The organism is Pseudomonas sp. RSB 5.4, assembly GCF_037126175.1.
Classification (GTDB): domain Bacteria; phylum Pseudomonadota; class Gammaproteobacteria; order Pseudomonadales; family Pseudomonadaceae; genus Aquipseudomonas; species Aquipseudomonas fluorescens_H.
This window is the reverse complement of sequence record NZ_CP146986.1, coordinates 3,001,208-3,025,680: the sequence shown is the minus strand read 5'-3', so window position 1 is coordinate 3,025,680 and position 24,473 is coordinate 3,001,208. Positions and strand designations below refer to the sequence as shown.

Genomic DNA, 24,473 nt, shown 5'->3' with positions numbered 1-24,473 from the left:
TGATTTGAGTGAGTGATGAATCTCTGTGTGCAGTTGTCGATCACTGGGGCTCACTATAGATTGGCGTTCACGCACTCAATATTGGCGTTTCCCCAAGTGATCAATGCAGCGACGCACTATCGGCTCGACTACCCGGATCTGGCGCTGATCCTCGCTTTGGTGCGTGGCGGCTCTCTGGCCCGGGCGTCGCAGTTGCTCAGGGTCGATGTGTCGACGGTGTTTCGCGCGGTGCGTCGTCTGGAGTCAGCGCTGGGTCAGCAATTGTTCGAAAAGAGCCGCGCCGGTTACCTGCCAACCACCCTCGCGCAGACTTTGGCCGAGCAGGCCGAACGCGCCGAGCAGGCACTGGAAGCGGCGCGGATCGGCGTGGAGCAGGGCGGCGAAGTGGTCAGCGGCACGGTGCGCCTGACCTGTACCGATTCGGTGCTGCAAGGTCTGCTGCTACCGGCGTTGGCGCAGTTCATGCCGAACTATCCGGCGCTGACCATCGAGCTGAGCACCACCAACGATTTCGCCAACCTCAGCCGCCGCGATGCCGACATCGCCCTGCGCCTGACGCGTACGCCGCCGGAGCACCTGGTGGGACGGCAATTAGCGAAGATTTCCTACCGGGTCTGCGCCAGTGCGCGTTACCTGCAAAACGTTGATGCGACGGATCTGGCGGCGCTGACCTGGATTGCTCCGGACGAGTTTTTGCCCGATCACCCGACCGTCGCCTGGCGGCGCCAACAGTTGCCCGGCGTGATCCCGAGTTATCGCTGCAACAGCATGCTTTCGGTCACTGAACTGGTGCGTGCCGGGCTGGGCGTGGCGGCGTTGCCGGACTTTCTGATGACCGAGGGTTTACAGGCCTTGAGCGAACCGCTGCACGGTTATGACACCGCGCTGTGGTTGCTCACCCGCCCGGACTGCCGGGCGTTGCGCTCGGTGGTCACGCTGTTCGATGAACTCGGGCGGGCGCTGCGACTGGCGTGATCAGGGCTGGCGAGTCTGGCAAATGTGTTCGTGCAACTCGCGGGTCAAACCCTCAATGCGTTCGGTCAGGCTTTTGGTCATTTTGGTGAGCTGGGTGTTCTGCTCCAACAACTCGAGCAGTTGCGCAGTGGTCTTCGCTGCCTGCGCCTGACGTTCGGTGTTGGCCTCCGCCAGCGCTTCGCGGTGCTGTGCATCGGCATCCGCTTGCGCCTTGTCGCGCGCGGCCTGACGGGTTTGTGCCAGCAGAATCAACGGTGCGGCATAGGCCGATTGCAGGCTGAACGCGAGGTTCAGAAGAATGAACGGGTAAACGTCGAAGGTGGTGACGCCCGTCACGTTGAGTGCAACCCATAACAGCACGATCAGGGTTTGCGCGCCCAGAAACGTCGGCGTGCCGAAGAATCGCGCGAACGCCTCGGCGCGCAGGGCGAACTTGTCGTTGCCGAAAGTGGTGTTCAAGTGGGCGTGAGTGCGGTGGAAACGCAGGTGATCGACTGGGGCAGTGGCGGGCGTGTCGGGTTTTTCTGTGGTCATGATCGGCTCGGCAGGACTTGGGACTGAAGGTCACTATAGTCCTGCATCGAGGCTGACGGCCCCTTCGCGAGCAAGCCCGCTCCCACCCTGAAACGCATTTCCCTGTGGGAGCGGGCTTGCTCGCGAAGGCCGCGACTCGGTCCAAAGCCTCAACACCGCGATCACCCCGGCGCCCGCTCATTGGCAAACATGCTCCCACCCTGGAATGCATTTCCCTGTGGGAGCGGGCTTGCTCGCGAAGGCCGCGACTCGGTCCAAAGCCTCAGCACCGCGATCACCCCGGCGCCCGCTCATTGGCAAACATGCTCACTGCCTGCACCGCTTCACTGGCGCCATCGCGAATCTGCAGAATCACGCTGCCGGCCTGATCCGCCAGTTCAACGCCTTGTGCTGCCCGCCCTCGGGTGCCTTCCATGCTTTTGATCGCCTGGCGGGTTTCACTCTGAATCAGCCCGATCATGCTGGAAATCTCCGCCGTCGAGCCGCTGGTGCGCGCCGCCAGTTGCCGCACCTCATCCGCCACCACCGCAAAGCCGCGGCCCTGATCCCCGGCGCGCGCCGCTTCAATGGCGGCATTGAGCGCCAGCAGGTTGGTCTGGTCGGCAATCGCGCGGATCGTGTTGACGATCGCCGTGATCTGCTCCGAGCGTTCGCCGAGTTGCGCGATCAAGGTCGACGACTGCGCGATGTCGTCAGCGATTTCCCGCATTTCACTGGCCGCTTGCTGGATCACCTGGGTGCCTTGCTCGGCGACTTTCCGGGTTTCCACGGAGATGTGATAAGCCGCGCTGGCGCTGCGGGCATCCTGCTCATGTTGTTCGACGCGGGCGGTGACGTCCGTGGCGAATTTCACCACTTTGCACAGGCGCCCGGAGGCGTCGTACACCGGGTTGTAGTTGGCCTCGAGCCACACAGTCTGCCCGCGCTTGTCGACGCGCTCGAACTGACCCTGAAACAACTCACCCTGGTTCAGCCGCCGCCAGAAATCCTCATAGGCGCTGCTGTTGACCAGCTCCGGTCGGCAGAACAAGCGGTGATGTTTACCCTTGAGTTCGGCGAGGGTGTAACCCATGCGCGTCAGAAAATTCTGGTTCGCTGTGAGAATACTGCCGTCGAGGTTGAATTCGATCACCGCCATCGCCCGGTCGATTGCCTGAAGCTTGGCGTTGGCCTCGCTTTCCTGCTGCACCTTGGTCGTTACGTTCATGGCGAACTTGACCACTTTGACCACGCGTCCCGACGCATCCTTGATCGGGTTGTAGTTGGCTTCGAGCCAGATCGGCTGCCCCTTGCTGTCCACGCGCTCGAAGGTGCCGGCCTGGAACTGGCCGTTTTTCAGGCGCGACCACAATTCGGTGTATTGCGCGCTACGGCCAAACTCCGGGGTGCAGAACAAGCGATGAGGCTGGCCGATCACCTGTTCGGCGCGATAACCCATGGTTTTGAGGAAGTTGTCATTGGCCTTCAACACCACGCCATCGAGGTCGAACTCGATCACCGCCATGGAGCGGTTGATGGCTTCGAGCAGGCCATTCTGTTCGGTGATGGTGTGTTGAAGGTCGTTGAGAGCGGACTGATGGCGATTGAAAAACATGTGAGCAGTACCTGGAAGTAGGGAAAGACGAGGTTTGTGTCCCTGTTTCCGCGCTGGCAGAGCAAATGCCGGATGAACATTTGCCATTAACTGCAAAGTGCCAGCATCCAGGCTGACGCGCCAATCTTATACAAACTAATTAATCTTGTACAAGAAAGTGCGCCAACATGTGTAGAGCTTTTTCAAAGGCTGAATTGGCTGGCGTCGTTTGAGCTCGGACGACCCAGCGCCACGCTGATCGTGTTGCGCCCCGTGTGTTTGGCGGTGTACAGCGCCTTGTCGGCGTCATCCAGCCAGGCAATCGCATCGGTGTAGGAAGGCTGAAAGCGCGCCAGGCCGATACTCAGGCTGACCCGCAATTCCGGCACATCGGGATGACGGTACTGGTGCAAGGCCTGGCGCAATTGTTCCATCCGCGCCTCGGCCTTGAGCAGTGGTTGGTCGGGCAGGATCACGCAGAACTCGTCGCCGCCATACCGGCCCGCCGGTTCACCTTCGGCCAGCAGTTTGAGTTCACGGGCCAGATGGCGTAGCACAGCGTCACCAATGATGTGCCCGTAGTTATCGTTGATGGTCTTGAAGTGATCGATGTCGATCAGCGCCAGAATGTCCGGGACGTGCTGCTGCTGGCAGCGCTCGAATTTGCTGTGCAGCAGATCTTTCCAGGCGCCGTGATTGAGCAGCCCGGTGAGGCTGTCGGTGCGGCTCAGGGCGCTCAACGCTCGTTTGTGCTGGGCGAGTTTGATCGCCAGTTGATAAGACACCATGCCCAGTGCCAGTGGATAAAGGGTGAGCATCGGCAGGCAGGCCCAGACCTGGATCTGCGTCATGGTCAGGCTGAACTTGAAACCGAAAATTGCCCAGCCCAGCAGCACCCCGGCGAACTGGGCGAGTGCACCGAATACGAACAGGCGTCGGCCCCCGGCGGCGACATTGTTCATGGTCATCATCGACAGGATGGTCACGGTGGTCAGCGGGTTGAACTGAAAACACGCGGTCCAGAAGCCGCCGCACAACGAGTCGTACAACAGATTGCGACGTTCGGCGTGGTAGGGAAAGTTCGAGCGGGTCGAAACCTGAAAGGCCAGATGCGGCCAGATAAAACCGTTTAACACCAGCAGCGCCCATAGCCAGGCCGGCATGTGCAGCGGATACAGCGCTGCCGCGACGCTGAAAAAGCCGACGCCCAGACCGATGGCCCTGGGCAGATAGATGCGTCTGGCAAATGACAAGCCTTTGCCGCGTTGGTTTTCCATGATGTCCTGCGCCAGATTCATCCTGAAATACTTTGCAGTGTCTTTTTCAGGCTGACCGTTCGTCGGTCAAATGTCGGACATTGTCATTTATTCCAGCGGGAATAATCAGTGTCCTTCCGAGCCATTTAATCGCGATGGGTGCAGGAGAGGGGCGGTCTAGAGATGGTATCGCGCCAGAAACATCTCCATTGCCGACTCGGCCACGGCTTGTTGTGTTGCCGCATCCAGCGGCGCCTGGCCCATGGAAATCTGCGGCCAGAAACCAAACGACTTCAACAGCCCCTGCACCTGCTGCGCGGCGAACTCCGGATCAACGGCTTTGAGCCGACCATCCGCCTGAGCGGCGCGAATCCACACCGTCAAGCCTTCTTCCCGCTCGCCCATGCGCGCCACCATATCCTGCGCGCGCTCCGGAGAATGGATGGTGGCGGCAATCGCCACCCGCGCCAGACCGAGAAAATTGTCATCGGCCATCATCTGCAGTTTAGCCAACAACATCTGCTGCAGTTGCTCGCGCAGCGGCTGATCCGGGCGATAGGTCACGGCCTGTTCGGCAGTGATGCGTGCCCAGAGCTGGTTGAGAATTTCGGCGAACAGTTCTTCTTTGCTCGGGAAATGGTTGTACACCGTGCGCTTCGACACCCCGGCGGTGGCCGCGATCTTGTCCATGCTGGTGATCTCGAACCCGTTGGCACGGAATTCGGCAATCGCCGCCTGAATGATGGCTTCGCGTTTGCGGTCGGTGAGGCGCTTTGGAGCTGTCATAAGTACGCTTCGGCAGAGAAGGGGGGGATTACACTTGGCAGTTTACTTGTCATCCGGTTTGATGCAACCTAGAAACTACACCGCCCAGTGTAATGTTGCGTTAATCCGCGCAACCTAAAAACCAGACAGTTCGGCTGATGCGTGCGTGCCTTGGCCATTTATCGTCCCACCGTGAAAAACCGTGAATTGCGCGGTTTTTCTGGAGTCTCTCAGTCATGGCCAACCCAGAATTCCCTGCGGATCAAACTTCCACGCCTGAAGCCTCTCGCCAGGATCAAGGACTGTTCCGTAACCATGCGCCGGTGCAACGCGAAGGCCTGCGCAAAATGCTGCGGATCATGTGGAACATGATCTTTCACAAGCCACGCAATACTCGTCCCGCCGCTGCGATCCCGGTGCACGCGCTGACGCGTGAAGACTTGCTGGCAGCCCCCAACCACAGCGTCTACCGCCTCGGACACTCGACCTTGCTGCTGAAACTGCGCGACAAATTCTGGATCACCGATCCGGTCTTCGCCGAGCGCGCCTCGCCAGTGCAATGGGCCGGCCCGAAACGCTTTCACCAGCCGCCGATCAGCATCGACCAGTTGCCGCCGATCGAAGCGGTGATCCTGTCGCACAACCACTACGACCACCTCGATTACCAGGCGGTACTGAACCTGGCGGCTAAAACCAATTACTTCCTGACCCCGCTGGGCGTCGGCGATACCCTGATCAAGTGGGGCATCGACGCCAGCAAAGTCCGTCAATACGACTGGTGGCAGGGCACTGAAATTGCCGGCATCCGCTTCGTCGCCACCCCATCGCAGCATTTCTCCGGCCGTGGCCTGTTCGACGGCAACAGCACCCTCTGGGCCTCGTGGGTGATGATCGACGGCGACACGCGGATCTTCTTCAGCGGCGACAGCGGCTACTTCGACGGCTTCAAACGCATCGGCGAACAGTATGGCCCATTCGACCTGACCCTGATGGAAACCGGCGCCTACAACGTCGAATGGCCGCACGTGCACATGCAACCCGAAGAAACCCTGCAAGCGCACATCGACCTCAAGGGCCGTTGGCTGTTTCCGATCCACAACGGCACCTTCGACCTGGCGATGCACGCCTGGCACGAACCGTTTGATCGCATCCTGTCACTGGCCTGGGAACGCAGTGTTGCGATCACCACGCCGCAAATGGGCGAGGCGTTCAACCTTATGCAGCCGCAGCGCGGGAGTGCGTGGTGGTTGGCGGTTGAAGGGGAGAGTGAAGGGGTGGTGCAGAACGCCTGAGGAGTTAAAACCGGTTCGCCTCCATAGAGGCGAACCTTATTTTTCGAGATTGTTTTCCGACATCAAGTCCCCATAGCTCACCAACGTGGAAACGTTTATGTCGCGGAATTTCCCCCGGAGAATCTCTTCCAGACTTTCCGGATTCAAACCAAGTCTTTGAGCTACGTCGGCTTTGCTCACGGGAGCTGTTTCTATGAGTGCAGCTAATCGTGTGACATGCCGGGCCTTATTTTGCATGTCACTCGCATCCACGCCTTCCAGATCCTTATAAACACAACCTTTGCTTTCTTCGATTTCACTCAATTTCCACGTCCTTATTCAGCCATCGCATAATCCCCACGCCCCACTGCTTCCGATGGCGCGCCCATACTCGCACTGCGACCCGGCGCAAACCCCGGAAAAAACACCAGCCCCTGCGCCTCAAACCGATAAGCCAACGCCAACCGCGCCGCATCCGCCACGTCCTGCTGCGCTTCAAACCGCTGGATATCGTCCACCGCAACCTCCGCTTCGCGCGACAGCTGTTCCACGCTCCAGCCCAGCATCGCTCGGGCCTGGACGCAGTGCGTCGGGGTGAACTGGAAAAGGGCAATGCGTTCGAGGATGTGGTTCATCGCAAGAGAGGCCATGGTGTGCTCCGGGCTCGAGAGTGCTGATTGAAAATGTACTGTGTTTTTGTACAGTTGTTTTCGGCCGGGATCAAACGCATTTTTTGATTTGCCCTAATTCGCCGCCTCCAACCAGACGGACGGTGCCTGTCCAAGGATGCGCCGGAACATCGTCGAGAATGCCGCCGGGCTTTCATAACCGAAATCCAGGGCGATTCGCGTCACCGCCTCACCGGCGGCCAACCGCGCCAGCGCCAGCACCACGCAGGCCTGTTGCCGCCATTGGCTGAAGCTCAACCCGGTCTGCTGCCGAAACAATCTGTTGAAGGTGCGCAAGCTTATGTGCAACTGCTCGGCCCAGTGTTGCGGCGACTGATGGGTGTTCGGCTGAAGCAGAAAGGTCTGACACAAAGCCAGGAGCTTTCCGTCAGTCGGCAGCGGAATGTGCAAGGGCAGGGGCGCACTGCGCGCCAGTTCATGCAGCAGCAGGTCGATCAATACGCCGTCGCGTCCTTCGAGGTCATAAGTCAGCGGCACTTCCACGGCTTCCATCAACAAGTGCCGCATCAACGGTGAAACGCTGATCACCTGACAACGCTGGCCCAAATCTACCGCCCCCGGCTCGATGTACAAACTGCGCGTACTCACGCCGAGCATCAGCACTTCATGCGCCACTCCCGGCGGAATCCACACCGCCCGTTGCGGCGGCACTACCCAGTTGCCGTCATGAGTACGAACCTGCATCACCCCGGTCGCGCCGTACAGCAATTGCGCCCGCCGGTGTGTATGAAATGGCAACAGATGGCCGTGGGAATAATCCGTACCGATCGCCACCACCGGGCGCGGCGTGTCATCCAACTGACTGATCGAAATATTGCGCATGGAGGGCGTCCCGTTGATTGGCGTAAACGCAAACATTATTGGCTGAGTTGCTGAAGCAGGCCAAGCCGCGTCGCTCTATCGTCGACAGCTCGCCATCACCGGAAGACGCGCCATGTTCTACCTACTGCTGACTCTCTTCGGCTGCCTGACCGGCATCACCGCCGTCCTGTTCGGCTTCGGCGGCGGCTTCGTCGTCGTGCCGCTGCTCTACCGCATGCTCAGCGCCAGCCACGGCGCCGACGACCCCATCGGCCAATCGGCAATGCACATCGCCGTCGCCACTTCGACCTGCGTGATGATCGTCAACGCCCTGATCGCCACCGACAAACACCGCCGCGCCGGCAACCTGATCCGCCAATACCTGTGGCCGCTCGGCGGCTTCATCGCCCTCGGCGCGATCATCGGCGCGATAGCCGCGGTGTGGGCCAGCGGCGAAATCATTCGCTACGCCTTCATCGCCTACCTCGGCGTGACCATCATCGACTGCCTGCTCAGACGCGGCTTCCTCACCCGCAGCGAAGGCGTCATCCCACGCCGACTCCGCAGTACAGAAACATCCGGCGGCGGTGTAGGCATCGGCGCCATCGCCACGTTCCTCGGTGTAGGAGGAAGCGTCATGACCGTGCCGCTGTTGCGCCGCTGCGGACTGAGCATGTCCCAGGCCACGTCCATGGCGAACCCGCTGAGCGTGCCGGTGGCATTGGCCGGAACGCTGACCTACATGGCACTGGCCGGTTTCAGCAAGATGGATCTGGGCGCGTGGTTTGTCGGGTATGTGGACTTGCTGGCGTTTGCGGTGTTGACGGCGGGGTCGTTGGTCGGGATTCGCTTGGCCACGCCGTGGATCGGGCGGATACCGGATCGGGTGCATGCTTGGGTGTATATCGGTCTGTTAATCGTCGTGATGCTGGGCATGCTGCTCAAGTAGAGCCTCGATTCCTGCGCGCATCCTCTGCATACTTCGCAGCCTCATTCATTCAGGGATCGATCCATGCTCAAGGGACTGCTGCGCCTGGCGCCATACGCTGCGGCGCTGTTCACACTGATTTCCACCACCACCCATGCCGAAGATGGCCGGCGCGTGTTCACCGGTACGCTGGGCAAGATGCCGATTGTGGTGGAGCTCAACACCACGCAGCAGGACGAAGTCACCGGCCGCTACTTCTACGAGAAGTATCACCGCGACCTGGAACTCAGCGGCTCGCTGCAAGACAGCACGTTGAACCTTGTTGAAGGCAACAACCGCTATGGCGACGACAAACCGCAGCCAACCCTGAAGTTGAAATCCACCGCCAATGGTTGGCAGGGCGAATGGCAAAACCCCAAGGGCAAAAAGCTGCCGGTGCAACTGACCGAAGCCAAACTTCCTGCGCCGAGCGCAACTACGCTGCCCTTTATTGGCACTTTGCCGAAGAGCGATCCCTACGAGTATTTGCGCTTACAGGGGCTCAAGCTCAAACCGGAGAAGAAAGAAAACTTCATGGGCTACGACCTGCAATGGTGGACGGAGCCTGAGTCAAAGATATCGTTGTTCAGTGTCGAGTCCGGCTATACGAAAGAAGAGCAGCAGCGGATTAATAACCACCTGCTCGGACGGCTCTGGACTGAAGTCATCGACTATCACCGCTGCATGATGGATGGCGGGGAATATGCCGAGTTCGATCAAGGGGCTGCCCCCGAGTTTCTCTCGCCCGACGTGGTCAGCCTGGACATCTCCACCGGTTACAGCTGCGGCGGCGCCCACCCGGATTTCGGCAGTTCGCCAATCAACCTCGACGTCCACACCGGCGAATTGTTGAAACTAAAAGATGTGCTGTGGATCGGTGAACCGAAAAACGCGGCCACCGAATACGATCAGATGAAAGTCATGGCGCCGTGGCTGGTCAAACAGTTCACCACGCTGTACCCCGAAGAAATGAAGAAGCCCGCCGAAGACGATGGCAACTGCGATTACACCGATGAAAGTGTCTGGGGCTATTCCAACTGGCACTTCACGCCGAAGGGGATTTACCTGGGCGCTTACTTCGCCCGTTACCAACGTAACTGCGACAACCCCGATTGGTCAGTGCTGCCGTACTCGCTGGTCAACCAGCACCGTGGTGCAGCCAAACTGCAATTGCCCAAAAGCTAACCGTCACGCCAACCCCGGCGCCTCCCGCACAATAAAGTGATCCAGGTTCTCAATGTTGGCACTGAACACCCCGAACGTCTGTTCGGGGTTCTTCTTGCTCGGCACCTGCTTCAACTCCGGCGTCACGCCATAGAAGAAACAGAACAACTCCTTGTCGCTGTCGATCGCATGCTTGATCTCTTCCAGAAACGCCTTGCGCTTGCGGTAGTTGTCGATCAACTTCTTGCTCAAATACACGTTCACCGAATACGGCTTCTTCTTCGCCTCATCCGCCTGCTTGAACCAGACCTTCTGCTCGAAATCGATGCGAAAACTCTGGGTGTAATCCTTGATCTCCTTGATCTTGCCCCAGTAAATCAGCCCCTTGTTATCCGTCAGATACTCGATCTTCTTGAAGAACGAGCCATAAGGCGCCGTGTGCTCGCCGATCTTCAACGGCATGCGCTTGAGCAACTCCTTGTCGGCGAAGTTCGACACAAAACACTCCACCGGATGCGCGAACACACTGGTCTTGTCCGGCGCCGTCTCACGCCCCGGCGACTCCCTGGAACTCACCTGCGCCACCCGCACCGGATCATCCCGCAACACATCCGCCGCATCCGCTGGCGCAATAGGCTTGCGCACATATTCACGCCGCGTCAGCAACAACTCCGACGGAAAATGCTCCTCCCGCCCGTCATCCACCTCACCATCCGCCGCCTCAACGCCAGATGCCGACGCCTTCAAACTCATATACGGACAAGCCGCCACATGCTGCGTCGTGGGCAGATTCTTGAAGTGCGGCGTGCGCACGTAATTCACGTTCTTGGCGTTGAACGTGCCCAACTCGTTGGCTGCATCGAATGCGGCGCGACAGGCATCGTTGGGGCACTGGAAATGCTCTTTGGCCGAATCGAACGCCACCGTCTCATCGAAATTGAGATCGCGCACGTCATAGATCGACAACTTGTCGTCGAGGCTGAGGCAGTAGGCGAGATTGAATTTCATGGCGGGGCTCGGATCCTTGAGTGGGGGAGGGGTATTAATAGCGGGAGGCGCGGCGGGTTGCACTGATTGTTTTCAGGATGATGCAAAACCTGCGGGAGTTAGCCTGCTGGCGATTCCAGGATCAACCGGATTTCAATTCTCACCCCGCCACTGCGGGCAGCACATCCCCTCTGTGGCGAGGGAGCTTGCTCCCGCTGGGCTGCGAAGCAGCCCCAAAACTGGCAAATGCGATGGGTTAGACAGATAGAATCATGAGCCTGGCGACTGCTCCGCAGTCGAGCGGGAGCAAGCTCCCTCGCCACAGAATTTTGGCTCAGTTACTCACGCTTCAACCGTTTGACCCTCGCATATAGCGACTCGGTGAACTCTTTGCTGTCATTCGAGTGATGGCAGCGTCGATGACAGTTCGGGCAAAGTGCCACAGCGTTGCTGATTCGATCAGAGCCCTTATTCGCCAAATGCTTCACGTGATGAACTTCAAGGTAAGGAGAGTCATTTTTAGTGAACGGCGCCGGTTCACCGCACCCTTCACACATTCCTTTGGCTTTCTGACGAACCCAGGCTCTAACCTTTGGATCACGTATAAATGCAGTACTTTGGGCGGGAGCGCGCTTCGGCTTAACAATCCCCGCAGGTTCGTCTTCAAGAGTTAGTTTCTCTAGCGCCAGAGCTCTCTGTTCTAGTGCTTCTTCATCCGCAGTCGGAACAGTTGGATCCCCAAGCGTGACTCCCTTCGCGATCAATACTGCTCGGATGACTGGCTCGACGTTCGTCCCAACGTTTCTGGCTGGCTTGTACCCTTTGATGTATTCCCTATGCATCCTCAAGAGAACAGCAGAAATGTTCTGCATACGGAATTCAACTGAGCCTTCGGTGCGGTTTTGCAAGGCAGATGCACGCAGTAGGCGATTCTCATGCGCTTTGTTGAGTTTTTTGCCGGTTCGCTCAAGCGCAAACATTTTCAGATAGGCATCAACCGCCGCCTCAATCTCAACAGCAGTCCAATCAGTATCTTTTTTCTTGTCGCTCATAAAATCGCCGAGGGTTGAAAACCCTCGGACGATACTGAGTGGCCATCACGGCTGTCTAGGAAAATTCCTACAGAAAATAGCGACGGGTCTTGCGAAACTCTACAGGCACAACGCTAACCCAGCGAATGTTTTGTAGACCGAAATTTTTGCGTAACCCTCCGCCACCAAGGCTTTACCACCGTGGTTCGCAGTTGGGACTTATCGTTCAGCAGGTAAGGCATATCGCGTAGCCGAATCCAGCTCTCATCCTGCCAATGCAGCAGGTTCAAGGACATTTCCGCCAATTCCGCAAGCTCAACATCGGCCGATCTGAACTTATTGAGTGTTCCGAGTCACGTAACGTAGGCACCACTAGATGAGTAAGCCACTCACGCGACAACCGCTTTTCCGGGACGTAGTGATATACAAGCAGCGCAATTACGCCGGGCTCGCTGAGCATCAACAACTTTTTAGGCTAGTAATAATCAATCCACAAAAAACGGTGTTGATCCTTGTCCAGCTTGCGACCAAGCGATCACTGATATGTACGTCCATCTAACGACCAATGTCGCGTGCGCTGAACCAAGGTTCGTTTTCGAGAAGGAGGCTGTGTAGATGAAGGTTATGACGTATAAATACTGTGGGAAACGTGTGTCAGACGTTATCAGTCTTTCGAATAGGAAGCATAACTTCGTAAATAAAACCGTAGCGAATTCCTTCATCAAGATGAGGCGTAGGCATATCCAATACTTCTACTTGATAACTTTCTTAGGGGCGAGGTGCCAGGTTTTAAGAAGCCACAAGTATAAGGCTGGGCATATTCCCACTACTGATCTTGTCTTAGCCCACTCCCGATTTAGTAGAGGTCTTTTACGAAAGCGAGCGGTCAGGTCGCTACTTTAGGGGGACTAGGCGGCGGAAATTTAATATTAGATCGACTGGCGCAGAGAATCATGCCAAAAACCACTCGATGTGGCATATTTAGGCGAGGATTATTTACTCAGATGACCTCCCTCTATGATGGTTTTTGGATAGTGTGACGTAGTGGTGTAAGCTCCATGGGGGGATCCTGTAACGTATTGAGCTAGGTAGGCTTATGAGAAGGATGTTATTAGCATTTTTTACGTTTGTTGTTATGGCGGTTTTTGGGCTAGTGGCGCTCCGTGGCTGGCCTTGGTCAGTGGAGTCAAAAATTGACTTTGCGGCTATTGCAACATTCTTAGCCGTCGTTGTTGCTCTAGGAGTAGCGATAAGGGACAGTGTTATACGTTGGCTAGATCGTCGCCATCAAACGGCGCGTTTTGTCGCTTATAATCGTCCTGCAATTGAACTAATTCTTAAGCGCGTAGCCACCGCCAGTGGCGTTATTGAACAGAAAAAAGGGCTGCGACTAGGGGCGAGTCGGCCTCACGATAGCTTCAAATTTGCATCTTTAGTGGTTCACAAAGGGATCTGGGTAGATCCAGGTTTTCTTTTGGAAACACTTGCTTGGCTTCCCGTCGGCCAAGCGAAGAAAGTTTCCTACTCTCTTGGGTTGTTACCTTTATTGAAGTCAGATTTCGAGGCGCTTGCTGCTACAAAAGAAAATGTATTTATAAATGAGAGGGATCAAGATTTAATTAGGTCTATCATTTCTCGGAGTAAAATAATTATAGGTTCGTTGCAGGAATATCTTGGGCTTTCGGAGGCTGACCTGGATAAATTAATTATTGAATATGCTGAAGTTGTTTATCATGATGGAGAAGTGTACTTGGTTAATGGTACAGCTTAAATTGGTGGTTTGGGTGTGAGCCTGTATATGAATCGTCCATAAAAAAGCCCCGATCAGATCGGGGCTTTTTGCTTTATCGACTTGGCGACTCAACCAGTAATCGTCAAATCGTGCCGAGCGAGACCATTAATCCCAGCTCAACGCACCACCAGTCTGATACTCAATAACCCGAGTCTCAAAGAAATTCTTCTCTTTCTTCAAGTCCATAATCTCGCTCATCCAAGGGAACGGGTTAGTCGTCCCTGGGTATTCCTCTTTCAAACCAATCTGCGACAAACGACGGTTAGCGATGAACTTCAGGTAGTCCTCCATCATCGCCGCGTTCATGCCCAGTACGCCGCGAGGCATGGTGTCGCGCGCGTATTCGATCTCCAGCTGCGTACCCTGCAGGATCATCTGGGTCGCTTCTTCCTTCATTTCGGCATCCCACAGGTGTGGGTTTTCGATTTTGATCTGGTTGATCACGTCGATGCCGAAGTTCAGGTGCATGGATTCGTCGCGCAGGATGTATTGGAACTGCTCGGCGACGCCGGTCATTTTGTTGCGGCGGCCCATGGACAGGATCTGGGTGAAGCCGCAGTAGAAGAAGATGCCTTCCAGAACGCAGTAGTAGGCGATCAGGTTGCGCAGCAGTTCTTTGTCGGTGTCCGGGGTGCCGGTTTCGAACTTCGGATCGGAGATCGAACGGGTGTATTTCAGGCCCCAGGCTGCCTTTTTGGCGACCGATGGGATCTCGTGGTACATGTTGAAGATCTCGCCTTCATCCATGGCCAGCGATTCGATGCAGTACTGGTAGGCGTGGGTGTGGATCGCCTCTTCGAACGCCTGGCGCAGGATGTACTGGCGGCATTCCGGGTTGGTGATCAGGCGGTACACGGCCAGGACCAGGTTGTTGGCAACCAGGGAGTCGGCGGTGGAGAAGAAGCCGAGGTTGCGCATCACGATGCGGCGCTCGTCGTCGGTCAGGCCTTCCGGGTTTTTCCAGAGGGCGATGTCGGCGGTCATGTTGACTTCTTGCGGCATCCAGTGGTTTGCGCAGCCGTCCAGGTACTTCTGCCAGGCCCAGTCGTACTTGAAAGGCACGAGTTGGTTGAGGTCGGCGCGGCAGTTGATCATGCGCTTTTCGTCAACGGCGACACGGGCGGAGGCGCCTTCGAGTTCGGCGAGGCCTTCGGCGACGTCGAGGGAATCCAGTGCTGCCTTGGCGCGGGCCACGGCGGCCGAGTCGTCGGCGGTCACGGCGCGGGCTTCCAGCGCTGCGGCACCGCCGGCGCTGTCGAGGCGGTCCATGTTGGCTTCAGTAGCGTGGCCGGCGTTGGCGCCTTTCACGGTTGCTACTTCACTGTCTTCTTTGTCGAATTCGTCCCAGCTCAGCATGACGTGTCGTCTCCTGCGTGAGGGCCTGTCGCCCCGTGTGAAACCTGATTGGTTGGTTGTTCACACGGTCGTACAGACCGCGTTGGATCTTAAGGAATCGTTTTTTGCAGCAGCTAAGGCAGGCAATAAAACAGAATTTTGTACGGGTTTCCGAGAGCCTCTGACGGGCGCAGATCAGCGTTGACGCTGCTGCGGGGCTTCAGAATGGCTTTTGCTCCCTGTAAGGGAATATTGCTGACCCGATTAGGGCGGCATTATAGGGAAAAAAACACGGCTGTGCTGAGGCGAATCCGCGCATGGAGCGGTCGAGGAGGCTGGTTTTTCGATGAGAGTGCGGGTTTACAGGGCTTTGCCGGGGATAGATTTTTTTTTCGCAAAAATCTCGCGATTGTGGATTTGCTCAAAAAACGAACAAAAAATCGTGTTTTTCACTACATCTAGTGTTTTGCAAGCATTTTTGACGACTCCAGACACAACTGAGCCCGACCGAAGTCGGGCTGGAATCGACCCTCAAATGAGGCGCTGAGCGGTCCGATTCGGTGCAGTCTCAATCATCAATTGGTGCAGCCGTTACCCATGACGCTGTAGCGCAGGATGTGACGCTGACCCTTGGAATCGTCGTATTCCATTTTCATCGGAACAACTTCGCAGACGTTTGGAACTTCGCTCATGGACACTACGTTGGCGATGTCCAGGTGAGTCGAGTAAGTGTATTCCTCGATAGCCGGTTGTTGCTGTGCGACATCAGTCGGGACCTCGTCTGCCATGGCGGTTGCGCACAGACTGCTGAGGGCCAGAACCAATAAAGCTTTCATTTCAGATTTACCTTTTTGAGGTCGAGTGGGGTCACGCAACCTTTTTAGGGTTGCGTGTGGAACTTCATCACTTGGATAAGTTGATTAACGGCCTTCGTGGGGGCTGTAACGTTGTTAATCGGTTTGCCTTGTCGGCGTTGCGGATTTTAGGGAGGTGGGGTGGGGGTAAACAGGTGGGGTTTTGATAAACACTTTTCGCGGTTTTGGTAACAATCGCCGCAAAACACCAAAAATCCCCTGTAGGAGCTGCCGAAGGCTGCGATCTTTTGATCCTGTTTTTAAAGGGCAAGATCAAAAGATCGCAGCCTTCGGCAGCTCCTACAGGGGTGGGGGGCTTGAGGGCGCAGGGCTTGTTACTACCATCGTCGAATGGTTCTATGGGCCCGGCCCGGCTACAACGGGGTCATACAAAAACAACTATTTCACCGAGGTAAGAAAGATGAGTGCGGCTTCTCTGTATCCCGTTCGTCCCGAGGTTCTGGCCAATACGCTGACTGACGAGGCGACCTACAAAGCCATGTACCAGCAGTCGGTAGTCAACCCTGACGGTTTCTGGCGCGAGCAAGCCAAGCGCCTCGACTGGATCAAGCCTTTCACCACGGTGAAGCAGACTTCCTTCGACGATCACCATGTCGACATCAAATGGTTCGCCGACGGCACCCTGAACGTTTCCTACAACTGCCTCGACCGTCATCTGGCCGAGCGCGGCGATCAGATCGCAATCATCTGGGAGGGCGATGACCCTTCCGAAAGCCGCAACATCACCTACCGCGAACTCCACGAACAAGTCTGCAAACTGGCCAACGCCCTGCGTGGTCAGGACGTGCACCGCGGCGACGTGGTGACTATCTATATGCCGATGATCCCCGAAGCCGTGGTCGCCATGCTGGCCTGCACCCGGATCGGCGCGATTCACTCGGTGGTGTTCGGCGGCTTCTCGCCGGAAGCGCTGGCGGGGCGGATCATCGACTGCAAATCGAAAGTGGTGATCACCGCTGACGAAGGCATTCGCGCCGGCAAGAAGATCTCGCTGAAAGCCAACGTCGACGACGCGCTGACCAATCCGGAAACCAGCAGCATCCAGAAAGTCATCGTGTGCAAGCGCACCGGTGGCGACATCAAGTGGAACCAGCATCGCGACATCTGGTACGAAGACCTGATGAAAGTGGCGGGCACCGTCTGCGCGCCGAAAGAGATGGGCGCTGAAGAGGCGCTGTTCATCCTTTACACCTCCGGCTCCACCGGCAAGCCGAAGGGCGTGCAGCACACCACCGGCGGTTATCTGTTGTACGCGGCGATGACCCACGAGCGCGTGTTCGACTACCGTCCGGGCGAAATCTACTGGTGCACCGCCGACGTCGGCTGGGTCACCGGTCACAGCTACATCGTCTACGGCCCGCTGGCCAATGGCGCGACCACCCTGCTGTTCGAAGGCGTGCCGAACTATCCGGACATCACCCGGGTGGCGAAGATCGTCGACAAGCACAAGGTCAACATCCTCTACACCGCGCCGACCGCGATCCGCGCGATGATGGCTTCGGGCACCGCCGCCGTTGAAGGCGCGGATGGCAGCAGTCTGCGTCTGCTCGGTTCGGTCGGCGAGCCGATCAACCCGGAAGCCTGGGACTGGTACTACAAGAATGTCGGCAAGTCGCGTTGCCCGATCGTTGATACCTGGTGGCAGACCGAAACCGGCGGCAACATGATGAGCCCGCTGCCGGGGGCGCATGCGCTGAAGCCGGGGTCGGCGGCACGTCCGTTCTTCGGCGTGGTACCGGCGCTGGTCGACAACCTCGGCAACATCATCGAGGGCGAGGCCGAGGGCAATCTGGTGATTCTCGATTCGTGGCCGGGTCAGGCGCGTACGCTGTATGGCGATCATGACCGTTTTGTCGACACCTACTTCAAGACCTTCCGGGGCATGTACTTCACCGGTGACGGTGCGCGTCGTGACGCCGATGGTTACTACTGGATCACCGGGCGTGTGGACGACGTGCTCAACGTCTCCGGCCACCGTATGGGTACGGCCGAGATCGAAAGCGCGATGGTTGCGCACCCGAAAGTCGCCGAAGCGGCGGTGGTCGGTGTGCCGCACGACATCAAGGGGCAGGGCATTTATGTCTACGTCACCTTGAAGAATGGTGAAGAGCCGAGTGAGCAACTGCGTCTGGAGCTGAAGAACTGGGTGCGCAAAGAGATCGGCCCGATTGCTTCGCCGGACGTGATCCAGTGGGCGCCGGGGCTGCCGAAGACCCGTTCGGGCAAGATCATGCGGCGGATTCTGCGCAAGATTGCTACGGCTGAGTACGATGGGTTGGGGGATATCTCGACCCTGGCGGATCCGGGTGTGGTGCAGCATTTGATTGATACGCATAAGACGATGAATGTGGCGTAAGCGTTAGCTCTGTAGAAGCCCTGTCCGGTGATGCCGGGCGGGGCTTTTTTGTGTCTGGAAGTTTTGGGGTGGCAGGGCCGGCCCCTTCGCGAGCAAGCCCGCTCCCACAGGTTGATCGCATTCTGTCTGAAAGAATGCAGGCCCACTGTGGGAGCGGGCTTGCTCGCGAAGGCAATCTGTCAGACGCCACAGTATCCTCTGTCAGAAACCCAGCCCACCCAACCAATAATTATCGATTTCCTGCGCAAGCCCTTTCCCGCTGTTACCCGCACTCATCCGAGTAACCAAATGTGTAACCGCCCGCCCCGCCGCGGGGCGAAGGGAAACGCAATGCCCCGTTTTAGAGCCTCAAAACCCCCGGTGAAAAATAAGACACAACGCTGCGCTTGCCGGATTAGAAGGGTTTGCGAATAATAGGCCCGCAATTTGCAGCATAGATCGGTTCACTGTCTTTCGCTCTTGCATGAATTTGCAAGGCTGTCAATGCGCTCAAGCGGGTTTCTCTGTGCATCTGTAATTAGTTGTCGCATTGAAGAAATATCGGCTTCGGGCCTGTCGTTAGAATGCCGATCACTCGCTCATCGTGGCTGACGTTGAAACCCTCGAGGGTTTCAATGGGAAATTTCCCACCGATGCTGCGCCGCTTTCCCGATTCACCCATTCGCATATTGGGCTGTCGCTCACTCTGCCGTTTTTGCCCTTTACCGATGGAGTCCCAAGATGAAGAAACTTGTGCTGCTTGGCGCCCTGGCACTGTCCGTGCTGTCGCTGAATTCCTTCGCTGATGAAAAACCTCTGAAGATCGGTATCGAAGCGGCTTACCCTCCGTTCGCTTCGAAAGCGCCGGATGGCAGCATCGTCGGTTTCGACTACGACATCGGCAACGCCCTGTGCGAGCAGATGCAGGTCAAGTGTGTGTGGGTCGAGCAAGAGTTCGACGGTCTGATCCCGGCACTGAAAGTGCGCAAGATCGACGCGATCCTGTCGTCCATGTCGATCACTGAAGACCGCAAGAAATCCGTGGACTTCACCAACAAGTACTACAACACCCCGGCCCGTCTGGTCATGAAGCAAGGCACCGTTGTCAGCGACAACCTGTCTGAGCTCAAGGGCAAGAACATCGGTGTGCAACGTGGTTCGATCCACGAGCGTTTCGCTCGCGAAGTCCTGGCCCCGCTGGGTGCCGAGATCAAGCCATACGGCTCGCAGAACGAAATCTACCTCGACGTGGCCGCTGGTCGTCTCGACGGTACCGTGGCTGACGCCACCCTGTTGCAGGACGGCTTCCTGAACACTGATTCCGGCAAAGGCTTCGCCTTCGTTGGCCCGCAGTTCACCGACGTCAAATACTTCGGCGACGGCGTGGGCATCGCTGTGCGCAAGGGCGACGCGCTGAAAGACAAGATCAACGCGGCCATCGCGGCCATCCGTGAAAACGGTAAATACAAAGCCATCCAGGACAAATACTTCGCCTTCGATATCTACGGCAAGTAACACGTCTCTGCGACAAGTCAGAAATGGCGCAAGCAACAGGATCTCTGCGGTTTGCGCCATTTTTTCATCCCAACTTTCGAGGACCTGAATCATGTTGAAAGGCTACGGGGCTGTCATCCTCGATGGCGCATGGCTGACGCTTCAGCTCGCCTTGTCGTCCATGGCCCTGGCCATCGTTCTCGGGCTGATCGGGGTCGCGCTGCGCCTGTCGCCGATTCGTTGGCTGGCGTGGCTGGGCGATCTGTATTCCACGGTGATCCGCGGGATTCCCGACCTGGTGCTGATCCTGCTGATCTTTTACGGCGGTCAGGACTTGCTCAACCGTGTTGCGCCGATGCTCGGTTATGACGACTACATCGATCTGAACCCGCTGGCCGCCGGTATCGGCACCCTCGGTTTCATCTTCGGTGCGTACCTGTCGGAGACGTTCCGTGGCGCGTTCATGGCGATCCCCAAAGGCCAGGCCGAAGCGGGCATGGCGTACGGCATGAGCAGTTTTCAGGTGTTCTTCCGGGTGATGGTGCCGCAGATGATTCGTCTGGCGATCCCTGGTTTCACCAACAACTGGCTGGTGCTGACCAAGGCCACCGCGCTGATTTCGGTGGTCGGTCTGCAAGACATGATGTTCAAGGCCAAGCAGGCGGCGGATGCCACCCGCGAGCCTTTCACCTTCTTCCTCGCAGTGGCGGCGATGTACCTGGTGATCACCAGTGTCTCGTTGCTGGCGCTGCGTCACCTTGAGAAGCGCTACTCGGTAGGCGTAAGGGCGGCTGATCTATGATCTTCGACTACAACGTCATTTGGGAGGCCATGCCGCTGTACCTCGGCGGCCTGCTGACCACCCTCAAACTGCTCGCGCTGTCGCTGTTGTTCGGTCTGTTGGCGGCACTGCCGCTGGGCCTGATGCGCGTCTCCAAGAACCCGATCGTCAATGGCGCCGCGTGGCTCTACACCTACGTGATCCGCGGCACGCCGATGCTGGTGCAGCTGTTCCTGATCTACTACGGTCTGGCGCAGTTCGAAGCAGTACGTGAAAGCTTCTTGTGGCCGTGGCTGTCCAGCGCGACGTTCTGTGCGTGCCTGGCGTTCGCGATCAACACCAGCGCCTACACCGCCGAGATCATTGCCGGCAGCCTCAAGGCCACGCCGAACGGCGAGATTGAAGCCGCCAAGGCCATGGGCATGTCGCGCTTCAAACTGTACAAGCGCATTCTGTTGCCATCGGCCCTGCGCCGGGCGCTGCCGCAGTACAGCAACGAAGTGATCATGATGCTGCAGACCACCAGTCTGGCGTCCATCGTGACCCTGATCGACATCACCGGCGCGGCCCGTACCGTCAACGCGCAGTACTACCTGCCGTTCGAGGCGTACATCACCGCCGGCGTGTTCTACCTGTGCCTGACCTTCATTCTGGTGAAGCTGTTCAAGCTGGCCGAGCGCCGCTGGTTGAGCTACCTGGCCCCGCGGAAGCACTGATATGGAACGCATCGACCACGTATTGCCGTGGAGCCACCTGGGCAGCGAGCGCAAGATCTCGGTCTTCCGCTTCGGCAGCGGCGAGCGCAAGGCTTACATCCAGGCCAGCCTGCACGCCGACGAACTGCCCGGCATGCGCACCGCCTGGGAGCTGAAAAAGCGCCTTGGCGAGCTCGAAGCCCAGGGCCTGCTCAACGGTGTGATCGAACTGGTGCCGGTCGCCAACCCGCTGGGCCTCGGCCAGTTGCTGCAAGGCAATCATCAGGGGCGTTTCGAGGCGGGCAGCGGCAAGAATTTCAACCGTGATTTCGTCGAGCTGAGCGCGCCGGTTGCGGCGGCGCTGGCCGAGCGTCTCGGTGACGATCCGCACGCCAACATTCGCCTGATCCGTCAGGCCATGGCTGATCATCTGGCGGCATTGCCCGAGGCGAGCAGCCAGTTGCAAGGCATGCAGCGCGTTTTGCTCAGCCACGCCTGCACCGCCGACGTGGTGCTCGATCTGCATTGCGACGCTGAAGCCGCGCTGCACATGTATGCGCTGCCGCAGCATTGGCCGCAGTGGCGTTCGCTGGCCGCGCACCTGAATGTGAAGGTCGGGTTGCTGGCGGAAGATTCCGGCGGCAGCTCCTTCGATGAAGCGTGCTCGTTGCCGTGGCTGCGCCTGTCGCGGCAGTTCCCGGATGCGCAGATTCCGCTGGCGTGCCTGGCGACTACCGTCGAGCTCGGCGGTCAGGCCAATACCGACCGCGCTGATGCGGTGGCCTGGGCCGAAGGCATTCTGGCGTTCCTTGCCGAGCAGGGCCTGATCACGGGCGAGTGGCCGAAACCGGCCAACGAAGCGTGCGAAGGCATGCCGTTCGAAGGCACTGAATTGCTGTTGGCACCGCACCCCGGTGTGGTGAGTTTTCTGCGTAAACCCGGCGAGTGGGTTGAAGCCGGGGATGAGATTTTCGAAGTGATCGACCCTGTGTCCGATCGGGTCAGCACGGTGTGTGCTGGTACGTCCGGGGTGCTGTTTGCCATTGAACGGCTGCGCTATGCCCAACCCGGTTTCTGGCTGGCCAAGGTGGCGGGGCGCGAAGCGCTGCGTCACGGGCGCTTGCTCAACGACTGACTGACTGTTTTTGTGAGAACCGACCGCATGTACAAACTTGAAGTCCAAGACCTGCATAAACGCTATGGCAGTCACGAAGTGCTCAAGGGCGTGTCCCTGAAAGCGGCAGCCGGCGATGTGATCAGCATCATCGGCTCCAGTGGCTCCGGCAAAAGTACTTTCCTGCGCTGCATCAACCTGCTTGAGCAGCCGCACGCGGGCAAGATCCTGCTCAACAACGAAGAGCTGAAGCTGGTGGCGAACAAGGACGGCGCGCTGAAAGCCGCTGATCCGAAACAGCTGCAGCGCATGCGTTCGCGCCTGTCGATGGTGTTCCAGCATTTCAACCTGTGGTCGCACATGACCGCGCTGGAAAACATCATGGAAGCGCCGGTCCACGTACTGGGCGTGTCCAAGGCTGAAGCGCGCGAGAAGGCCGAGCACTACCTGAACAAGGTTGGCGTGGCCCATCGCAAAGACGCGTTCCCGGGGCACATGTCCGGTGGCGAGCAGCAACGTGTGGCAATTGCCCGTGCGCTGGCGATGGAACCGGAAGTGATGCTGTTCGACGAGCCGACTTCGGCCCTCGACCCGGAGCTGGTTGGCGACGTACTCAAAGTGATGCAAGCGCTGGCTCAGGAAGGCCGCACCATGGTCGTGGTCACGCACGAAATGGGCTTCGCCCGTGAAGTGTCGAACCAGTTGGTGTTCCTGCACAAAGGTGTGGTGGAAGAGAGCGGCAACCCGCGCGAAGTGCTGGTCAATCCGCAATCCGAGCGCTTGCAACAATTCCTGTCGGGTAGCCTCAAGTAATCGCTCCCGTTATGCACCAAATTAGGTCATGCTTCGCGACCTGAAGACTTGCTCGGCCCTCTGTGGGAGCGGGCTTGCTCGCGAAAGCGGTGTTTCAGTCGACATCATTGGTGTCTGATCTACCGCATTCGCGAGCAAGCCCGCTCCCACAATGGATCTGCGACAGTTTCGATTACGGGCTAGCATTGGCCCTTGCCTCATCACCGTTCTTCGTTTCGGATTGCCCGCCCATGACTGCCCATCGAATTGGTTTCCTGATTTGGCCCAGCACTAAAGCTCTGACGCTGGCGCTGGCGGAGGAGGCCTTGCGTGTTGCTCAGCGGGTGCACCCGGAGGTGGTTTACGAACTGTCGTTCCTGCAGGCCGAAGCCAGCACCGAAGCCACGGCCGAAGGCGCCTGGCAACTGCCGGGCGAGGCCTGGACCGGCAAGCTGGAAAACTTCCAGAAACTGTTCCTGCTCGCCGACGAACCGCCGACCACCCTGGCCCCGGCACTCAGCAGCGCGCTCAAGCAACTGGTGCGGGCCGGTTGCGTGATCGGTGGTCTGTCGGCAGGCGTGTATCCGTTGGCGCAACTCGGTCTGCTCGACGGTTATCGCGCGGCCGTGCACTGGCGCTGGCAGGACGATTTCGCCGAGCGCTTCCCGAAAGTCATCGCCACCAGTCACCTGTTCGACTGGGATCGTGATCGCCTGACCGCGTGCGGCGGCATGTCGGTACTCGACCTGCTGCTGGCGGTGCTGGCCCGTGATCATGGGGCAGAACTGGCCGGTGCTGTGTCCGAAGAACTGGTGGTCGAGCGCATCCGCGAGGGCGGCGAGCGTCAGCGCATCCCATTGCAGAACCGCCTCGGTTCCAGCCATCCGAAGCTCACGCAAGCCGTGTTGCTGATGGAAGCCAACATCGAAGAGCCGCTGACCACCGACGAAATCGCCCAGCACGTGTGCGTGTCCCGTCGGCAGCTGGAGCGGATCTTCAAGCAATACCTCAACCGCGTGCCGAGCCAGTACTACCTGGAACTGCGCCTGAACAAGGCCCGGCAGATGTTGATGCAGACCAGCAAGTCGATCATCCAGATCGGCCTGTCCTGCGGTTTCTCCTCGGGGCCGCATTTCTCCAGCGCCTATCGCAACTTCTTCGGCGCCACGCCGCGGGAAGATCGCAACCAGCGGCGCAGCAGCAGTCCGTTCGAACTGTCGTCGGTGCCGCCGGAGCGCAATTGACGC

At 58.1% G+C, this 24,473-nt stretch carries 23 protein-coding genes and 1 pseudogene; 12 read left to right on the top strand and 12 right to left on the bottom strand.

From position 1 onward, the window contains the following. Positions 1–33 precede the first annotated feature (33 nt). Positions 34–975 (top strand): LysR family transcriptional regulator, encoded by a 942-nt coding sequence (locus V9L13_RS13620; RefSeq protein ID WP_338802869.1) that lies wholly within the window; start codon positions 34–36, stop codon positions 973–975. Here the strand turns inward: V9L13_RS13620 and V9L13_RS13615 are convergent, their stop codons facing one another. The 4 genes from V9L13_RS13615 to V9L13_RS13600 all read right to left on the bottom strand — a co-directional run bounded on the left by V9L13_RS13615 (position 976) and on the right by V9L13_RS13600 (position 5,124). Then, a complete protein-coding gene (locus V9L13_RS13615) occupies positions 976–1,509 on the bottom strand; it encodes a DUF1003 domain-containing protein (RefSeq protein WP_338802760.1) in 534 nt (177 codons plus the stop codon). Between the two features lie 274 nt (positions 1,510–1,783). Beyond that, positions 1,784–3,103: a PAS domain-containing methyl-accepting chemotaxis protein gene (locus V9L13_RS13610; RefSeq protein ID WP_338802759.1), complete on the bottom strand. Its 1,320-nt coding sequence runs from the start codon at positions 3,101–3,103 to the stop codon at positions 1,784–1,786. A gap of 182 nt (positions 3,104–3,285) precedes the next feature. Next, on the bottom strand, positions 3,286–4,359 hold the full coding sequence (locus tag V9L13_RS13605; RefSeq protein WP_338802868.1) for a diguanylate cyclase: 1,074 nt from the start codon (positions 4,357–4,359) through the stop codon (positions 3,286–3,288). Positions 4,360–4,515: 156 nt separating this feature from the next. Next, the gene (locus V9L13_RS13600; RefSeq protein WP_103520091.1) at positions 4,516–5,124 is read right to left on the bottom strand and encodes a TetR/AcrR family transcriptional regulator; all 609 of its coding nucleotides are present in this window, start codon (positions 5,122–5,124) and stop codon (positions 4,516–4,518) included. Positions 5,125–5,339: 215 nt separating this feature from the next. On the opposite strand from V9L13_RS13600, the gene V9L13_RS13595 reads away from it, so the two are divergent. Then, entirely contained in the window at positions 5,340–6,395 is a 1,056-nt protein-coding gene (locus V9L13_RS13595) for an MBL fold metallo-hydrolase (RefSeq protein ID WP_338802758.1), read from the top strand. A gap of 36 nt (positions 6,396–6,431) precedes the next feature. Here V9L13_RS13595 and V9L13_RS13590 read toward each other — a convergent pair whose 3' ends face one another. The 3 genes from V9L13_RS13590 to V9L13_RS13580 form a co-directional block, all read right to left on the bottom strand. After that, on the bottom strand, positions 6,432–6,698 hold the full coding sequence (locus tag V9L13_RS13590) for an XRE family transcriptional regulator (RefSeq protein ID WP_338802757.1): 267 nt from the start codon (positions 6,696–6,698) through the stop codon (positions 6,432–6,434). Positions 6,699–6,709: 11 nt separating this feature from the next. After that, positions 6,710–7,024, bottom strand: coding sequence for an XRE family transcriptional regulator (locus tag V9L13_RS13585; RefSeq protein WP_182402105.1), 315 nt, complete (start codon positions 7,022–7,024; stop codon positions 6,710–6,712). 93 nt (positions 7,025–7,117) lie between these two features. Further along, positions 7,118–7,885, bottom strand: coding sequence for a helix-turn-helix transcriptional regulator (locus V9L13_RS13580; RefSeq protein WP_338802756.1), 768 nt, complete (start codon positions 7,883–7,885; stop codon positions 7,118–7,120). Between the two features lie 112 nt (positions 7,886–7,997). Here V9L13_RS13580 and V9L13_RS13575 point away from each other — a divergent pair, with 112 nt between their 5' ends. Both V9L13_RS13575 and V9L13_RS13570 read left to right on the top strand, forming a co-directional pair. Beyond that, positions 7,998–8,813 carry a sulfite exporter TauE/SafE family protein gene (locus tag V9L13_RS13575; RefSeq protein WP_338802755.1) on the top strand — a complete coding sequence of 272 codons (816 nt, stop codon included), beginning with the start codon at positions 7,998–8,000 and terminating at the stop codon, positions 8,811–8,813. Positions 8,814–8,876: 63 nt separating this feature from the next. Further along, positions 8,877–10,016 (top strand): hypothetical protein, encoded by a 1,140-nt coding sequence (locus V9L13_RS13570; RefSeq protein WP_338802754.1) that lies wholly within the window; start codon positions 8,877–8,879, stop codon positions 10,014–10,016. 3 nt (positions 10,017–10,019) lie between these two features. Here the strand turns inward: V9L13_RS13570 and V9L13_RS13565 are convergent, their stop codons facing one another. From V9L13_RS13565 to V9L13_RS13555, 3 genes and pseudogenes are all read right to left on the bottom strand, one after another. After that, the gene (locus V9L13_RS13565) at positions 10,020–11,003 is read right to left on the bottom strand and encodes a hypothetical protein (protein WP_338802753.1); all 984 of its coding nucleotides are present in this window, start codon (positions 11,001–11,003) and stop codon (positions 10,020–10,022) included. A 317-nt stretch (positions 11,004–11,320) separates the two neighbouring features. Continuing rightward, complete coding sequence (locus V9L13_RS13560; RefSeq protein WP_338802752.1) at positions 11,321–12,034, bottom strand: HNH endonuclease; 714 nt, start codon at positions 12,032–12,034, stop codon at positions 11,321–11,323. A 113-nt stretch (positions 12,035–12,147) separates the two neighbouring features. After that, a pseudogene (locus V9L13_RS13555) lies at positions 12,148–12,646 on the bottom strand (BRO family protein). Between the two features lie 472 nt (positions 12,647–13,118). Here V9L13_RS13555 and V9L13_RS13550 point away from each other — a divergent pair. Further along, positions 13,119–13,784, top strand: coding sequence for a hypothetical protein (locus tag V9L13_RS13550; RefSeq protein ID WP_338802751.1), 666 nt, complete (start codon positions 13,119–13,121; stop codon positions 13,782–13,784). Positions 13,785–13,910: 126 nt separating this feature from the next. Here the strand turns inward: V9L13_RS13550 and V9L13_RS13545 are convergent, their stop codons facing one another. Together V9L13_RS13545 and V9L13_RS13540 are read right to left on the bottom strand one after the other, a co-directional pair. Then, complete coding sequence (locus V9L13_RS13545; RefSeq protein ID WP_003227292.1) at positions 13,911–15,161, bottom strand: ribonucleotide-diphosphate reductase subunit beta; 1,251 nt, start codon at positions 15,159–15,161, stop codon at positions 13,911–13,913. Positions 15,162–15,715: 554 nt separating this feature from the next. Continuing rightward, a complete protein-coding gene (locus V9L13_RS13540; RefSeq protein ID WP_003227290.1) occupies positions 15,716–15,976 on the bottom strand; it encodes a DUF2790 domain-containing protein in 261 nt (86 codons plus the stop codon). A gap of 439 nt (positions 15,977–16,415) precedes the next feature. Between V9L13_RS13540 and acs the strand changes: the two genes are divergently transcribed. The 7 genes from acs (at position 16,416) to argR (ending at position 24,470) form a co-directional block, all read left to right on the top strand. Next, positions 16,416–18,371 carry an acetate--CoA ligase gene (acs, locus tag V9L13_RS13535; RefSeq protein WP_047599664.1) on the top strand — a complete coding sequence of 652 codons (1,956 nt, stop codon included), beginning with the start codon at positions 16,416–16,418 and terminating at the stop codon, positions 18,369–18,371. 720 nt (positions 18,372–19,091) lie between these two features. Beyond that, complete coding sequence (locus tag V9L13_RS13530) at positions 19,092–19,865, top strand: ABC transporter substrate-binding protein (protein WP_003227288.1); 774 nt, start codon at positions 19,092–19,094, stop codon at positions 19,863–19,865. A gap of 91 nt (positions 19,866–19,956) precedes the next feature. Continuing rightward, on the top strand, positions 19,957–20,646 hold the full coding sequence (locus V9L13_RS13525) for an ABC transporter permease (RefSeq protein ID WP_003227287.1): 690 nt from the start codon (positions 19,957–19,959) through the stop codon (positions 20,644–20,646). Then, positions 20,643–21,341, top strand: a complete 699-nt coding sequence (locus V9L13_RS13520; RefSeq protein ID WP_003227285.1) for an ABC transporter permease — start codon at positions 20,643–20,645, stop codon at positions 21,339–21,341. The genes V9L13_RS13525 and V9L13_RS13520 overlap by 4 nt, the downstream gene beginning before the upstream one ends. 1 nt (position 21,342) lies before the next feature. Next, complete coding sequence (locus tag V9L13_RS13515) at positions 21,343–22,455, top strand: M14 family metallopeptidase (RefSeq protein ID WP_003227283.1); 1,113 nt, start codon at positions 21,343–21,345, stop codon at positions 22,453–22,455. A 27-nt stretch (positions 22,456–22,482) separates the two neighbouring features. Further along, positions 22,483–23,247, top strand: a complete 765-nt coding sequence (locus tag V9L13_RS13510; protein ID WP_003227281.1) for an ATP-binding cassette domain-containing protein — start codon at positions 22,483–22,485, stop codon at positions 23,245–23,247. 230 nt (positions 23,248–23,477) lie between these two features. Next, positions 23,478–24,470 (top strand): transcriptional regulator ArgR, encoded by a 993-nt coding sequence (gene argR, locus V9L13_RS13505; protein WP_338802750.1) that lies wholly within the window; start codon positions 23,478–23,480, stop codon positions 24,468–24,470. Positions 24,471–24,473 lie beyond the last annotated feature (3 nt).

Coding starts and splice junctions, on each gene's coding strand:
- V9L13_RS13540 (WP_003227290.1), bottom strand. CDS start 15,976: ATGAAAGCTTTATTGGTTCTGGCCCTCAGCAGTCTGTGCGCAACCGCC.
- V9L13_RS13530 (WP_003227288.1), top strand. CDS start 19,092: ATGAAGAAACTTGTGCTGCTTGGCGCCCTGGCACTGTCCGTGCTGTCG.
- V9L13_RS13595 (WP_338802758.1), top strand. CDS start 5,340: ATGGCCAACCCAGAATTCCCTGCGGATCAAACTTCCACGCCTGAAGCC.
- V9L13_RS13570 (WP_338802754.1), top strand. CDS start 8,877: ATGCTCAAGGGACTGCTGCGCCTGGCGCCATACGCTGCGGCGCTGTTC.
- V9L13_RS13545 (WP_003227292.1), bottom strand. CDS start 15,161: ATGCTGAGCTGGGACGAATTCGACAAAGAAGACAGTGAAGTAGCAACC.
- V9L13_RS13585 (WP_182402105.1), bottom strand. CDS start 7,024: ATGGCCTCTCTTGCGATGAACCACATCCTCGAACGCATTGCCCTTTTC.
- V9L13_RS13615 (WP_338802760.1), bottom strand. CDS start 1,509: ATGACCACAGAAAAACCCGACACGCCCGCCACTGCCCCAGTCGATCAC.
- V9L13_RS13515 (WP_003227283.1), top strand. CDS start 21,343: ATGGAACGCATCGACCACGTATTGCCGTGGAGCCACCTGGGCAGCGAG.
- V9L13_RS13600 (WP_103520091.1), bottom strand. CDS start 5,124: ATGACAGCTCCAAAGCGCCTCACCGACCGCAAACGCGAAGCCATCATT.
- V9L13_RS13560 (WP_338802752.1), bottom strand. CDS start 12,034: ATGAGCGACAAGAAAAAAGATACTGATTGGACTGCTGTTGAGATTGAG.
- V9L13_RS13550 (WP_338802751.1), top strand. CDS start 13,119: ATGTTATTAGCATTTTTTACGTTTGTTGTTATGGCGGTTTTTGGGCTA.
- V9L13_RS13520 (WP_003227285.1), top strand. CDS start 20,643: ATGATCTTCGACTACAACGTCATTTGGGAGGCCATGCCGCTGTACCTC.
- V9L13_RS13605 (WP_338802868.1), bottom strand. CDS start 4,359: ATGGAAAACCAACGCGGCAAAGGCTTGTCATTTGCCAGACGCATCTAT.
- V9L13_RS13580 (WP_338802756.1), bottom strand. CDS start 7,885: ATGCGCAATATTTCGATCAGTCAGTTGGATGACACGCCGCGCCCGGTG.
- V9L13_RS13565 (WP_338802753.1), bottom strand. CDS start 11,003: ATGAAATTCAATCTCGCCTACTGCCTCAGCCTCGACGACAAGTTGTCG.
- V9L13_RS13525 (WP_003227287.1), top strand. CDS start 19,957: ATGTTGAAAGGCTACGGGGCTGTCATCCTCGATGGCGCATGGCTGACG.
- V9L13_RS13610 (WP_338802759.1), bottom strand. CDS start 3,103: ATGTTTTTCAATCGCCATCAGTCCGCTCTCAACGACCTTCAACACACC.
- V9L13_RS13510 (WP_003227281.1), top strand. CDS start 22,483: ATGTACAAACTTGAAGTCCAAGACCTGCATAAACGCTATGGCAGTCAC.
- argR (WP_338802750.1), top strand. CDS start 23,478: ATGACTGCCCATCGAATTGGTTTCCTGATTTGGCCCAGCACTAAAGCT.
- V9L13_RS13575 (WP_338802755.1), top strand. CDS start 7,998: ATGTTCTACCTACTGCTGACTCTCTTCGGCTGCCTGACCGGCATCACC.
- acs (WP_047599664.1), top strand. CDS start 16,416: ATGAGTGCGGCTTCTCTGTATCCCGTTCGTCCCGAGGTTCTGGCCAAT.